Source organism: Micromonospora inaquosa, from assembly GCF_003857055.1.
Classification (GTDB): Bacteria; Actinomycetota; Actinomycetes; order Mycobacteriales; family Micromonosporaceae; genus Micromonospora; species Micromonospora inaquosa.
On record NZ_QGSZ01000206.1, the window covers coordinates 1 to 12,800 of the forward strand.

Below are 12,800 nucleotides of genomic sequence, written 5' to 3' on the forward strand. Positions count from 1 at the left end.
CCATGCGCGCGCTCGCCGGCCGCCGCGCGGGTGACGACCAGGACCTGCCGACGCAGCGGGTCCCGCCGGGCGGCGAGGTCACCGAGGAACTCCGCGTGATCAGCGCACGCCTCCCGCAGCCGCGGATGCGGCTGGGCGTCCACGGCGGCGGCGAGAGCCCGGCTGTGGGAGGCCAGGTCAACCGGTTGCGCGGACACGACGATCTGCGTCGGCGTCGACAGGCTGTTGAGCCACCGCCCCCACCCCTCGATCAGGGCCGCCTGTTCGCCGGGTGTGCGCAGCGCGAGGTTCACCGTGGTGGTGCCGACGATCGCCGCCCGCGCGCCACCGAGGCTGATCTCCCCGTCGTCGTCGATGGCGTCGGCGGGCAGCCGCAACGGCGCCGGCAGCGCCACCCGGCCGCTGGTGGGGGTCTCGACCCAATCCGGCGTCCCGGTGTCCTCCGCGACGGTGGCGGTGGACAGTGACCGGGGTGTGCGCGTGTAGCGGATCGCGTGCAGCAGCCACACATCCATCGACAGGCCGTCTCGGCGGCCCAGCGCCAGGCCGATGACCAGCCCGCCGAGCACCACACCAGCACCGATGAACACCGGCGCCGGCACAACGCCGTGCAGCGTGCGCCACGCGGCGTAGAAGCAGAGCGCGCCGGCGGCGACGACCGCCAGCTGGTGGAACGTCAGCCCGTAGGCGACCTTGTCGGGGGCGTCGACGTCGGCGGGCATCCGTGCCCTCATCGGCGCTTCGGGATCAGGCCGGGTCATCTGATGCTCCTCCGAAGGGTGTTCAGGCCGGGGACGGTGCGGGCGAACTGCTGCACCACGACGACGCGGACCACCGCGCCGAGCATGGTGCTCGTGCTACGTCCGTTCTGGCCCGCCCAGCGGGCCAACAATGTGGGGATCTTGACGGTGGTCCACAGCAGCACCACCACGACCAGGAGGTTCAGCGTGCCGCCCGGGTCGACGGGCAGGCCGAACACGGGCAGCATGGTCGCCGGGTCGAGCAGTGTCTGCTGCCCCGCGGTGAGGAAGAACGCCTGCGCCACGGGTATCGCCAGGCATCCGGCGTAGGCGCGCCACCACAGGCGGGCCAGGGCATCGGTCTGCGGCAGCGCGTGGCAGGCCAGCGCCAGCGGCGCGATGCTCGTCATCACCAGCAGCGCCACGAACCGGCCGATCAGCTGAAACGCCGCCGTCACGACCAAGACGGTGATGAGCAGGATCAGGATCAGGAACAACAGCGGAACGGTGCGGTCCTGTGCCGCCGCGAGGTGGGTGCGGATCGCGGTGAACGCGCCGTCGCCGTCGTAGCCGCCCTCGCTGATCGCCGCGGTCAGGGCGTTTGCGAGATCGATGAGCTGGTCGCAGGCCAACTGAGAGAAGTGCGCCGCGGTGAACCCGACGACCAGCCGCGGTAGGAGGTCCTTGACCGTGTACCGGGATTGTTCGTCGCCGCCGGCGACCATGACGAGCACGCCGGCGGCGACGAACGCCAACACGAAGACGGTGTCCACGATCCAGACCGACCGGCCGGTGAGCGCCTGCACCTGAGGCAGCACGGTGACCTTCGGGGTGGTGAGCAGAATGCCGGTGATGAGGTCGAAGATCGCGTTGAGGCAGGCCAGGATCGCCGTGGTGAGCCAATCAAGAACATGGTCGAGGACCCATCCCATGACGATCAGCCCCCCACGATGCCCCGGACGACCTGCAGCAGAATCGGGGCCAGAACGGCCAGGCCGTAGCCGAGCAGCGCGTTGCGCAGGGCGAGCTTGGCTTTCTCGACCTGCGACGGGTCACCACCGGCGGTGGCCCAGTACACGCCGGCCAAGACGAGGAAGAGGGTGGCGATGGCGGCCAGGATGCCCATGACCCAGGCCTGCAGGTTGGCGATCACCACCGGCAGGGAGTTCGCCGCCAGGTAGACGGCGGCGCCCGGATCGGCGAACGCGGCGGCAGGGGCGGCGAGTGAGAGGCCGACGCCGACCAGCGGTACGGCCGCACGGAGCGCGAGACGAACGACTCGCGGGATTCGGAGAGTGTGCTGTGGGGTGCGGGACATTGCGGTTCACCTCCCGCCGCCCCCCGGCCACGAACAGGCGTGACCGGGGGCGGCGATTGCTCGAAGCGGTCCGATGGGACCGCCGCCCGGTGCACGCAGGCAGCACCGACCGCGTGAGCCCCGGGAGGAGCTCGTCCTCCCTCATGGGTGGGTGCGGTCATCAATGTGGTGTCAGCGCATCAACTGGCGCGGCACCCGAGGCGCGCGGATCGCGGCTGCTCGTGTCGCCCGGCGGCGGACGGGACCGGCGAGCGGTACAGCTCGAAAGGTCCCGCACCCCCAAACCGGGATTTGTGAGCCCTGGCGAACACTCGCCGCGCTCACCCCGGTCCGGGCACGGCTCATAGCGCAGGTCAGGACCTTTTGACCGCCGATCGCGCGGCCCGCGGGCGAGGATTCACAGCCGGACCGAGACGGGCTGTCTGTGGGGCGGTGTGAGTGCCGTTGGCGCTCACAGCGCTTGACGCGGCCGCGTCGGTTCGCCCCTTCCGGGTGCTCCAGACGGTGACGGACAGCTTCTGATCGTCGGAGCCGAGGGGACGGCCGAGCGGCGCCCGCGCGGCAGAAGGTGACGGCGGGGGCAGGTCGGCTGGCAATCCTGCGCCGGTTCTCTCGTCACTCTGCTGCCAGCGCAGCGGGGTGCCTCCCGAGCACCTCTACTGGGGACCGGTGCTCGGCACGCGGAAACGGCTGTGGCCCGACGCGGTACGTCGGGCCACAGCCGTGCCGGTGGGCTGTCAGGCGGCTGCCGCAGCATGCTGCCGGGCGGCTTCGCGGCGGGCGGCCGCGGCACGTCCCGCGCGGCGCCGACCGCGCTGCTCGGCCTGCCGCCGCAGTCGCGCCGTGGTCTCCGGCGACGCGACCCCGGTCAGTAGCCCGTCGGCGAGGGCCTCGGCGACGCGGCTGTCGATGCGTGACAGCCGCATGCGCAGGGCGTCGACGCTGACGCCATTCCTCGCGGCTATGGGCTCGATCGCCCGTCGACCGAGCCGCACGTCGATGTAGGGCTGCTCGTCCTCGGGGTCGAGGATCCCGAGGGTCACCGCGCGTCGGACCAGGAGATCCGGATGCCCGTACGGCACCGGCGGGGTGCGGGAACCGAGGGCGAGGTGCTCGATATCCTGCACCGGCAGGCACTGATGCTGCTGCAGCCGCAGGTCCCGCCCGGCTCGCCACGCCGCCTTGCACAGGCTCGCGTACGGCGCGGGTTTGGTCAGGTCCGCCCGGTCGCGAAGCGCGGTCAGGAACCCGGTCAGGATCTCGGCGTCGATATCGGCAGGGTCGCCGGTGTAGCCCTCGCCCAGGTGGGCCGCGTACTGCTGCAGCGCCGGCATCGCCATGCCGACCGCGGCGACGACCCAGTGCGGCCCGTCGAGCCGGGCGCGTCGGATCAGCTCCCGCCACACCTCGTCACGCGCCGTGTAGGCGCGGGGGTGTCGCAACAGCCAGTCCCGCAGCGCGGGCAGCGGCATCACCGGCTGCGGCAGACGCGCGTCGGAGAAGAACGCCGTGCAGTCGAGGGTCAGCGGCGCGGGCTCGCAGGTCAGCGCGGCGTAGGCGGTCGCCGCCGCGTCGAGGGCGGACGTCGGCCAGTTCGTAGCGTCGGGCGCGCTCATGTCAACACTCCTGTGACAGCGAAGGATGCGAATGCCGTCGCCGGCGTTGTCACGGCGATCGGTGGCATCGATTGCGCCACAGAGGGCTCACAGGGTACTGACAGAGCTGCTCACGGCACTGTTCGTCGCCCTCGGCCTGGGCCTCTGTCAGTGGCTCGCCCGCACGGCGCGCCATCGCCGCTGATCATGGGCATGAGTCTGACAAGGGTCAGTTGGCCTGCCCTGTGACACCCTGACAGAGCCTGTGACCGCGCTGTTCGGAGGTGGTGGCACAGGCTCACGTCGTGACCCGCGAGACGGCGGGACGACCTCACAGGGACACGCGCGGCCCGTTGTGACAACCGGGTCGGCTCACAGCGCCACTGTCACCGCTCGCCGGGGACGTCCCGCGCGAACTGCCGACGTACCCGTGACAGTCGCGGGCGGGCTGTCACCGCTGGACATCCCGCACCCTGTGACAGGCGACGCCGCGCCGATGACAACGGCCCGGCACACGACGCTCGGCAACCTCTCACAGTGCCGGTCGAGGCTCATGTCCACGTCGACGCTCGAAGCGTTCTTCTTGACCGACGTCGGCACCGTCAGCGCCTTCTGTCAGTGACCCAACGCCACTGTCAGAAGGGAGTAGGGACGAAGCCGGTCCCGTCGCGGTAGGGCGCCTGCCGATGGCTGCCGCCACGTCCCGCGCACCAGGCAGGACGACGGAGATCGGGACAATCCGCTGCCGGGCCGAGCGTTGTGAGCGGTTGTGGGTTCGGCAAGTGTTCGCGGAGGCTCACAAAACCCGGTTTGGGGATGTCAGCGCTTCACGGCGCGGCGCGGAGCCGACAGCACATGAGCGAGCACCCGCCGCACCCACACCCGCAGGCCGACCACAGCGAGCCGGCCGACGCCACTCTCATCGACCTGATCGCCGGCGACCCGCCGGTACCGATCACGGTCTGGCGCACGGCCCGTACCGACGCCGACCCGCACACCATCCTGCCCACCCGTCTGGCCTACCGCCTCGTCGCCGCCTACAGCCGGCCCGGGGAGGCGGTGGCCGACCTCACCACCGAACACGTCCTCGCACCCATCTGCGCCCAGGGCGGCCGCCAGCACCACCGCGCCTGGTTCACCGACAGCTCCAGCCTGATCATCGGACCCGCCACCGCCGGCCCGCCGGCACCCACGACCGAAACCAACCCGCTCACCGCGCCCGAGCCGGAGGCCGGCGACGCGCAGGACCCGCCCGAGTTGGTCGACTGGTTCGGCGACGACCTCACCGACCCCGACCTGCCCGGCGCCGACGCCACGGTCATCCGGCCGCCCCACGACGGGCCGCTGGACGCGGCCATCAGCCTGGTGGTCGCCTCCTGGCCGCTGCACGAGGCCGGCACGACCGCCCGGGTCCGCCTCGCCTGGCTCCTCGCTGCCTGCGCGCGGCTACTGCGCCCCGGCGGCTGCCTCGTCCTCGTCGTCGGCGTCCCCGCCGGCACGCAGCCCACGCCGGAGGACTTCGGACCGCTTGTGGCCGCCGCCTCCGCAGCGGGACTGGGCTACCTGCAGCACATCGTCGCCGTCGAGGCCGACACCGACGGCGACCAATTCAACTACTTCGGCACGGATGAGGAGCTGCTCACCCTGGCCCACGCCAACCCCGAGCAATGGTCGGTCGCCCACTTGCGGGTGCACGCCGACCTGATGGTCTTCACCCCGCCCTCGACTCCCGCCGCTGGCGTGGGACGGCGCCGTGGCCGCGACGGTGGTGAGCGCAATGGCTGAGCACACCACTGCGGGATCCTTCGGCGCGAGCGAGCCGGACACCGATAGCCCCGCCGTCGGCAGGGATCACCCGGGCCGGCACCGCGACTACGAAGGCCGCCACCGCGCCGAGGCGAGCAGCCTGTCCGTCTGGGCTACCGCTCAGTCGACCGGCCCCGTCCAGCGACGCGGCCGGTACGTGCCGGAATCGGTCAAGCATCCCGCCCGGATGCTGCCCGCGATCGCCGCCCACGCGATCGCCGCCTACACCCAGCCCGGCGATCTGGTCCTGGACCCGATGTGCGGCATCGGCACCACCCTGGTCGAGGCCGTCCACGCCGGCCGCGACGCCTTCGGCATCGAATACGAGCCGCAATGGTCGAACATCGCCGACGCCAACATCCGCCACGCCCACGACCAGGGCGCCAGCGGACGCGCGTCGGTCATCCGCGGCGACGCGACCCGGCTGATGTCGCTGGTGCCGACGGCCCTCAACGGACAGGTGGCGCTCGTGGTCACCTCACCGCCGTACGGGCCGACCGTCCACGGCCTCGTCCGCCCAGGCGAGCACGGGGTCGTCAAGTACGACGACCGGTACAACGACGGCGAGGACAGAGGCAACCTCGCCTACCGCGACCTGACCGGCCTCACCGACGGGTTCGCCCAGATCCTGCGCGGCTGCACCACCCTGCTACGACCCGGCGGCGCCGTCGTGGTCACCGCCCGCCCGTGGCGCAAACGCGGCGAGCTGGTCGACCTGCCCAGCGCCGTCATCGCCGCCGGCCTGCGCGCCGGACTCGTGCCGACCGAGCGGTGCGTCGCCCTCCTCGCCGCCGTCCGACACGGGCAGCTCGTCGCCCGCCCGTCGTTCTTCCAACTCCAACAGGTCCGCAAGGCCCGCACGTCCGGGGTGCCGATGCACCTCATCGCCCACGAAGACGTTCTGATCTTCACGAAGACGCGCACGCCTGAGGACGGATCCGGGGTGGTCGCGTGAGCCCACCCACTCACCGCTACCTGTCCCTGGGCGCCGGCGTGCAGAGCTCCACGCTCCTGCTGCTCGCCGCCCAGGGCACGATCCCCGGGTTCACCGCGGCGATCTTCGCCGATACCGCCTGGGAACCGGCAGCGGTCTACCGGCACCTGGACCGCCTGACCGGCATCGCCGAACAGGCCGGAATCGAGGTGGTGCGCGTCAGCGCCGGTGACATCCGAGCTGACGCGCTCGACCCACGCCACCGGTTCGCCTCCATGCCCCTGTTCACCCTCGGCCCCAACGGTGAGCGGGGTATGGCCCGCCGGCAGTGCACCTCCGAATACAAGATCAAACCCATCAAGGCTGAGGTGCGGCGCCGACTGGACTACCCCCACCCGAGGCGCGTCCCGGCAGGGGTCCGGGCAGAGGTCGCGATCGGGATCAGCCTCGACGAGATCGGTCGAGCCCGCGACTCTGACGTGGCCTACATGCACAACGTGCACCCGCTGCTCGACGTCGGCTGGCGACGCACCGACTGCCTACGCTTCCTGGCCGAGCACGGCCTCGCGGACACCCCGAAGTCGTCGTGCGTGGGATGCCCCTTCCACGACGACGGCTTCTGGTTCGCCCTGCGCGAGCACAGCCCGCAGGAGTGGGCGGACGCCGTCGCCTTCGACCGGTCCATCCGCAACGGCTCCGCCCGGGCCAACGCGGACGGACACCCCATGCGCGGCCAGTTCTTCCTGCACAGACAGCGAGTGCCGCTCGACGAGGTACAGCTGCGGCCACGTCCTCAACCCACAGAAGCGCCCGGCTGTGGCCCCTGGTCCTGCCCACACGGCGAGCCGGTGACAGGCGACGCCGGGCGCGGGGAGGTGGCGTGAGCATTGCCCACACCACCACCCCCCGCATCGGATCGCTGTGCACCGGCTACGGCGGCCTCGACATGGCCGTCGAGCTGGTGCTCGGCGGCCAGCTCACCTGGTACGCCGAAACCGACCGCCACGCCCGCACCGTCTGCGCCCACCACTGGCCCGGCGTGCCCAACCTCGGCGACATCCGCACCGTCGACTGGACCCACGTCGAGCCCGTCGACATCCTCACCGCCGGATTCCCGTGCCAGGACATCTCCAACGCCGGCAAGGAATAGGCCGAGTTGCTTCTGATGCAACCATTCGACCTTTCGGTCTCAGCGCGGCGGTGCGGACATTCTGGCAGGGTTGCATGCTCGTTCGGGTCCGCCGCGCGGGCTGCGTAACCGGCGCATCGATGTTGCGTTAAGCGCAACGTGGAGCGGGCGGTGGATCTGACTGGAGCAGTGCACCTGACGTTGGCGTCCGGGGTGGCGTATCTCGATCCGGCGACCGCGGTCTTCGACGCGATGTTGGAGGGCTGGCAGCGTCAGCAGCGCACGCGGTTTCTGAAGGCGTCGACGATCGCGGGGCGGGTGTTGATGGTGCGTCGGTTTCACCGGTACACGAACCAGTATCCGTGGGAGTGGGAGTCGGCCGAGGTCGAGGCGTTCTTCGATCACCTGCGGTCGGCTGGTCCGCGGCCTATCACCGTGTCGACGGCGAGGAGCTACCAGACAACGTTGCGGATGTTCTGCGACTTCGTCACCGACGCCCGCTACGGCTGGGTGGGCGAGTGCTTGCAGCGGTTCGGTCGGGCGCCGACGCAGATCCTGCACGAGTGGAACTCGATCGTGCACGTGACGGAGTTCGACGGTCAGCCGGGTCGGCGGCCGCTCACCTACGACGAGGTGCAGGCGCTGTTCGACGCGGCCGACGGCCGTGTCGAACAGATCCGTACGCATCAGCGCAAGGGCGTCTTCGCGGCGTTGCGCGACACGGCGATGCTCAAGACGGTGTATGCCTTCGGGCTGCGCCGGGCTGAGGCGTGCGGGCTGGACGAGTCGGACTTCCGCCACAACCCGAAGGCCAAGCAGATGGGGCAGTTCGGTGGGGTGTTCGTGCGGTGGGGCAAGTCGTCGCGAGGCAGTCCACCCAAGCGGCGCACCGTGCTGACCGTCCCGGAGATGGACTGGATCGTGCCGGTGCTGGACCAGTATTCCAGCGAGGTCCGGCCGCGGATCATTGGCCAGGCCCATCCAGCGCTGTGGGTGACCGAGCGGAGCGGCCGGATGTCGTTGCGCCGCCTGAACTTCGCCTTCGCCGAGGTGCGCGACCTCGCCGGCTTGCCGCAGGAGCTGGACCTGCACTGCCTGCGGCACAGCTACGTCACGCACTTGATCGAGTTCGGCTATCCGGAGAAGTTCGTGCAGGACCAGGTCGGGCATGCCTACGCCTCGACCACCGCCATCTACAGCGGCGTTTCCGACGAGTACCGGACCCGCTTGATCAACCGCAAGTTGGAGCAGCACAAGGATGATCTCTGGGGGCGGGAACGCGCGTGAAGACGATGGGGATCCGTTGGCAGCTGCGGCTGCGCATGGCCGAACGGGGCATGTTCGCGACCACCGAGTTGGTGCCACTGCTGGTCGAACGAGGCGTTCATCTGTCACGTGAGCAGGTGTTCCGGCTGGTGACCCAGCCGCCACAACGGTTGAGCATGGAGACGCTCGCCGCGTTGTGCGACATCCTGGGCTGCCAGCCCAACGACCTCATCGAGGTCGAGGCGACCGAGGAACGCACCCGGAAGACAGCGACGGCAGGCGGGCCGGCGCCGACCGCGCGGCGCAGCACCATCCGCCGCCCAGAGCCGGCGCCGTGACCCGCATCCGCCAACGCCGGGAGCCTGACCCTTTCCTCGCTGACCGGGTCGTCGCCCGGCTGACCGCCCTGGTCCCCGGGCTGACCGCGAGCACGGCTCACGCGGCGATGGAGGCCGCGCGAGTCACGGCCCCGGTGTCGCTCTGGGCCCTGGAGGATCACCTCAGCGCGCACGGGATCACTCCCGCCCGCAGCGGCCCGCTGCAGCTGCTGAAGCTGTTCGCGATCCTCGACGTCGAGGGCTACGACCTTCCAGCAACTGCCTGCGCCGCGTGCGGCCGGCGAACGCGCGTGTTGTCGCATCGGCAGGACGACGGACGGATCTGCACTCCGTGCTCGCACCGGCGTTACGTTCGCCGGTGCGAGATCTGCAAGGAGATCAAGCGGATCACGCACGCCGGCACGCAGACCGGGATTTGCGGCAACTGCCGGCGCCGCAATCCTGACCCGGAGCGGGTCGGCCCGTGCACGCGCTGCGGCCGGGTCCAGCGTCTGATCATCTGCAAGGACGACGGTTCGCTGCGCTGTCTACGCTGCCAGGCTCAGGGCAGGCCTTTGCGTGCCTGCACCGACTGCGGCGCGCTCGCACGGACCCAGAAGATCACCGATATCGGACCGGTATGTCCGGCCTGCTACCGCGAACGGCATCGCCCACGACGTGTCTGCGGCCGATGCGGGCGCTCACGCCTCATCGACCGGCGCGCGACCACGGACCAGCCAGATCTGTGCAACGGCTGCTACCGCGGCGCGGAAGGCACCTGCAGCCGATGCGGGCGATTCCGCCCCGGCCGCAAGACGCCTCACGGCGGGTTCCGTTGCGAGGGCTGCCTTCCACGTCCACTGCGCCAGTGCGCCGGCTGCCAACGACGGCGCACCGTTCAAGCCGTCTGGCCGATCGGCCCGGTCTGCTCGTCCTGCTACAACACCATCCGCAAACACCCAGCGCGCTGCCCGAACTTGCGCCGAGACCCGAGTCCTCACCGGCACCGACGCCGGCGGCGCTCGGATCTGCGGCCCGTGCGCCGGAGCACGCGACTACACCTGCACCGGATGCGGACGCCCCGGCCACACCTACGCCGACCAGCGCTGCGCCTGGTGCGTGCTCGACGAACGCGTCAGCGACCTCCTCACCGATGATCACGGCACGATCGCGGCCCAGCTGCGACCGCTGCACGCCGCACTGACCAACACCGACCGCCCCGAATCCGTCCTCACCTGGATCCGCCGGCCCCGCACCCGCACACTCTTCGCCTTCCTCGCCGCCCACCCCGACGACCTCAGCCACGAACTCCTCGACGAGCTCCCCGCCGTCCAGCACCTGCACTACCTCCGCAAACTGCTCGTCCTCGCCGACGTGCTCCCGACCCGCGACGAGCATCTCGAGCGCACCCGGACCTGGCTCAACCAGACCCTCACCGAGCTACCCCCCGAGCACCGTCAGCTCGTGCAACCGTTCGGCCTCTGGCACGTGCTGCACCGCGCCCGGCGCCGCTCACACCAATTCGGTCCGCGCACCGTCCAGGCCGCAGCCAAAGACCGCCGCTACATCCATACCGCCGCCGCGTTCCTCGCCTGGCTCGACACGCACAACCTCACCCTGCCAACGATCAACCAGCAGCACATCGACGAATGGATCGACACCGGACCAGCTGCTCGGCACCTACGACCATTCATCAAATGGACCAACCAACGTCGCCTGACCACCGCGCTCGACGTTCCCAACCGGCCCTCCAGCATGCCCAGCCGCTTCCTCACCGACGAGCAGCGCTGGACGCAGCTGCGCCGATGCATCGTCGACACCACGATGCCCACCAAAGCCCGCGTCGCCGGCGCCCTGGTCCTACTCTTCGGCATCGCACTCACACGCGTGCTCTACCTGACCACGACCGACGTCACCTTCAGCAAAGACGTCCCAACCGGCATCACGTTCGGCAAGCAACCAATCCCGCTGCCACCGAAGGTCGCGGCGATCGTCGCCAAGCTCATCAACGACCGCGGCCGTCCAGCCCTCTCCAACCACGAGCCGCACCTGCTCTTCCCCGGCCGGCCAGCCACCACACCGATCACCCTGCAAGCACTCAGCCGAACCCTCACCCGCAACGGGATCACAGCCCACCTCGGCCGCAACGCCGCCATGCTCGACCTCGCCGCTGACATCCCCGCCGCCGTGCTCGCCGACCTCCTCGGCATGAGCGCCAGCACCACCCACAAGTGGAACCGCCTCACCAGCCGCGACTGGACCCACTACCTCCAAGCCCGAACCGACACGACATAGCCCTGCTTGTCGGCGTACGGGTGCCGGTGCGGAGCCAGGTACGCCAAATGTGCAGATGCCTGGGCGAGTGGCGCTGGGGACCTTGCGGCGCCGGTCGCCCCAGCGACGCACGTCCGTTGCTTACGATGAGTAACCGGTGGACGTGGGCCGTCGCCCGAATCGCGGCATTACAGGGAGTTGTCATAGCGCCCTGCCAGCGTTCTTCCGAACCCGTCCAGAATCGTCACTGTCCAATCGGGCCCATCAACTTGCCTGAAGGAGACCGCTTCGCACCGTGTCAAAGGGCTGTCGCTCGATGGCATGATGCAGCGATGTTCCTCACGCGACGTTCCCGCCATGACGACGTCGCGGCGCTGCTGGCCGGCCGCACTGATGGTGAACTGGCAGCGTTGGTGCGGGACGCGTCACTCAAGGGTGTGGGCGTGGGCGGCAGCTCTTCGATCGCCGACATCGACGGTGTGCCCGTGTTCGTCAAGCGGGTCCCGATCACCGACCGAGAGCTGGCTCATCCGCACAGCACCGCGAACCTGTTCGGGATGCCAGTCCATTGGCAATACGGCATGTACCGCCTTGCTGGCCCGGGCTTCGGCGCGTGGCGCGAGCTAGCCGCGAACCAGAGCGTCACTGAGGGCGTACTCGCTGGCGAGGCGGAATCGTTCCCGTTACTGCACCACTGGCGGGTGCTGCCCGGTCGCCCGCCGGTCGCGGCTGAGCACCTCGACATCGACGCCGTCGTCGCCCAGTTCGGCGGTCACCAGGCCGTGCGTGCGCGGTTCGAAGCGCTGGCGGGCGCCACCGCGAGCCTCGTACTGTTCCTCGAACATCTCCCCGACGAACTGCCTCGCTGGCTGAGCGACCCGGTCGGCAGAGCCGCGGCGGTCGAGCGGCAACTGTTTGAGATAGTGGCGTTCCTGCGTCACCGCGAGATGCTGCACTTGGACGGACACTTCGGCAACATCCGGGCCGACAAGAAGCGGCTCTACCTCGTCGACTTCGGGCTCGCCACCTCGCCGCGCTTCGACCTGTCGGACGCCGAGCGCCACTTCGCTGCCCGCAATGCTGGTCACGATGCCGACTATGCCTCAATGCGGTTGGTGAACTGGCTTGTCACCTCAGTATGCGGGGTGCCCGTGCCGGTCGGCAGCGGTCCCGTCGCACGCAACCAGTTCGTGCGCCGATGCGCGGCCGGCGATATCCCACCGGACCTGCCGCCGCCCATAGGGGAAATCATCGCCAGACATGCCCCCGCCGCCGCCCGGATGAACGACTTCTGCTGGCGCTTGTTTGACGGCGACCTTCAGGCCGAGTATCCCGGCAACGAGAACACAGTCCAGATCGTTGCGGATCGGGCAAGTTGAGCAAGGGAATTTTGCACTCACATCGGCTAGATCCGGACGCCG

12 protein-coding genes are annotated in these 12,800 nt (G+C 70.0%); 8 read left to right on the forward strand and 4 right to left on the reverse strand.

The genetic code is table 11. The features are described from left to right. The 4 genes from DLJ59_RS15080 to DLJ59_RS15095 form a co-directional block, all read right to left on the reverse strand. On the reverse strand, nt 1-761 hold a 761-nt coding region (locus DLJ59_RS15080; RefSeq protein ID WP_425271425.1), incomplete at its 3' end, for a PrgI family protein. After that, nucleotides 758-1,672, reverse strand: coding sequence for a hypothetical protein (locus tag DLJ59_RS15085; RefSeq protein ID WP_124773154.1), 915 nt, complete (start codon nt 1,670-1,672; stop codon nt 758-760). The genes DLJ59_RS15080 and DLJ59_RS15085, both read right to left, overlap by 4 nt. A 5-nt stretch (nt 1,673-1,677) precedes the next feature. Beyond that, nucleotides 1,678-2,058, reverse strand: coding sequence for a pilin (locus tag DLJ59_RS15090; RefSeq protein WP_124773156.1), 381 nt, complete (start codon nt 2,056-2,058; stop codon nt 1,678-1,680). Between the two features lie 737 nt (nt 2,059-2,795). Further along, nucleotides 2,796-3,674, reverse strand: coding sequence for a hypothetical protein (locus tag DLJ59_RS15095; RefSeq protein ID WP_124773158.1), 879 nt, complete (start codon nt 3,672-3,674; stop codon nt 2,796-2,798). A gap of 834 nt (nt 3,675-4,508) precedes the next feature. Between DLJ59_RS15095 and DLJ59_RS15100 the strand changes: the two genes are divergently transcribed. From DLJ59_RS15100 to DLJ59_RS15135, 8 genes are all read left to right on the forward strand, one after another. Continuing rightward, on the forward strand, nt 4,509-5,438 hold the full coding sequence (locus DLJ59_RS15100) for a hypothetical protein (protein ID WP_124773160.1): 930 nt from the start codon (nt 4,509-4,511) through the stop codon (nt 5,436-5,438). Next, complete coding sequence (locus DLJ59_RS15105) at nt 5,431-6,414, forward strand: TRM11 family SAM-dependent methyltransferase (RefSeq protein ID WP_124773162.1); 984 nt, start codon at nt 5,431-5,433, stop codon at nt 6,412-6,414. The genes DLJ59_RS15100 and DLJ59_RS15105 overlap by 8 nt, the downstream gene beginning before the upstream one ends. Continuing rightward, entirely contained in the window at nt 6,411-7,277 is an 867-nt protein-coding gene (locus DLJ59_RS15110) for a hypothetical protein (protein WP_124773164.1), read from the forward strand. Before DLJ59_RS15105 ends, DLJ59_RS15110 begins: the two co-directional genes overlap by 4 nt. After that, the gene (locus tag DLJ59_RS15115) at nt 7,274-7,543 is read left to right on the forward strand and encodes a DNA cytosine methyltransferase (protein ID WP_244236033.1); all 270 of its coding nucleotides are present in this window, start codon (nt 7,274-7,276) and stop codon (nt 7,541-7,543) included. The genes DLJ59_RS15110 and DLJ59_RS15115 overlap by 4 nt, the downstream gene beginning before the upstream one ends. Before the next feature lie 150 nt (nt 7,544-7,693). Further along, nucleotides 7,694-8,809, forward strand: a complete 1,116-nt coding sequence (locus DLJ59_RS15120) for a tyrosine-type recombinase/integrase (RefSeq protein WP_124773166.1) — start codon at nt 7,694-7,696, stop codon at nt 8,807-8,809. 5 nt (nt 8,810-8,814) lie between these two features. After that, complete coding sequence (locus DLJ59_RS15125) at nt 8,815-9,126, forward strand: helix-turn-helix domain-containing protein (protein ID WP_167493858.1); 312 nt, start codon at nt 8,815-8,817, stop codon at nt 9,124-9,126. A 1,098-nt stretch (nt 9,127-10,224) separates the two neighbouring features. Continuing rightward, nucleotides 10,225-11,400, forward strand: a complete 1,176-nt coding sequence (locus DLJ59_RS37415) for a hypothetical protein (RefSeq protein ID WP_244236034.1) — start codon at nt 10,225-10,227, stop codon at nt 11,398-11,400. A 311-nt stretch (nt 11,401-11,711) separates the two neighbouring features. Next, the gene (locus tag DLJ59_RS15135; protein WP_124773170.1) at nt 11,712-12,758 is read left to right on the forward strand and encodes a serine/threonine protein phosphatase; all 1,047 of its coding nucleotides are present in this window, start codon (nt 11,712-11,714) and stop codon (nt 12,756-12,758) included. The last annotated feature ends 42 nt before the right edge of the window (nt 12,759-12,800 follow it).

Excerpts from the sequence above, each read along its gene's own strand:
- DLJ59_RS15085 (WP_124773154.1), bottom strand. The coding sequence starts at position 1,672 with ATGGGATGGGTCCTCGACCATGTTCTTGATTGGCTCACCACGGCGATC.
- DLJ59_RS15090 (WP_124773156.1), bottom strand. The coding sequence starts at position 2,058 with ATGTCCCGCACCCCACAGCACACTCTCCGAATCCCGCGAGTCGTTCGT.
- DLJ59_RS15095 (WP_124773158.1), bottom strand. The coding sequence starts at position 3,674 with ATGAGCGCGCCCGACGCTACGAACTGGCCGACGTCCGCCCTCGACGCG.
- DLJ59_RS15100 (WP_124773160.1), top strand. The coding sequence starts at position 4,509 with ATGAGCGAGCACCCGCCGCACCCACACCCGCAGGCCGACCACAGCGAG.
- DLJ59_RS15105 (WP_124773162.1), top strand. The coding sequence starts at position 5,431 with ATGGCTGAGCACACCACTGCGGGATCCTTCGGCGCGAGCGAGCCGGAC.
- DLJ59_RS15125 (WP_167493858.1), top strand. The coding sequence starts at position 8,815 with ATGGGGATCCGTTGGCAGCTGCGGCTGCGCATGGCCGAACGGGGCATG.
- DLJ59_RS15135 (WP_124773170.1), top strand. The coding sequence starts at position 11,712 with ATGTTCCTCACGCGACGTTCCCGCCATGACGACGTCGCGGCGCTGCTG.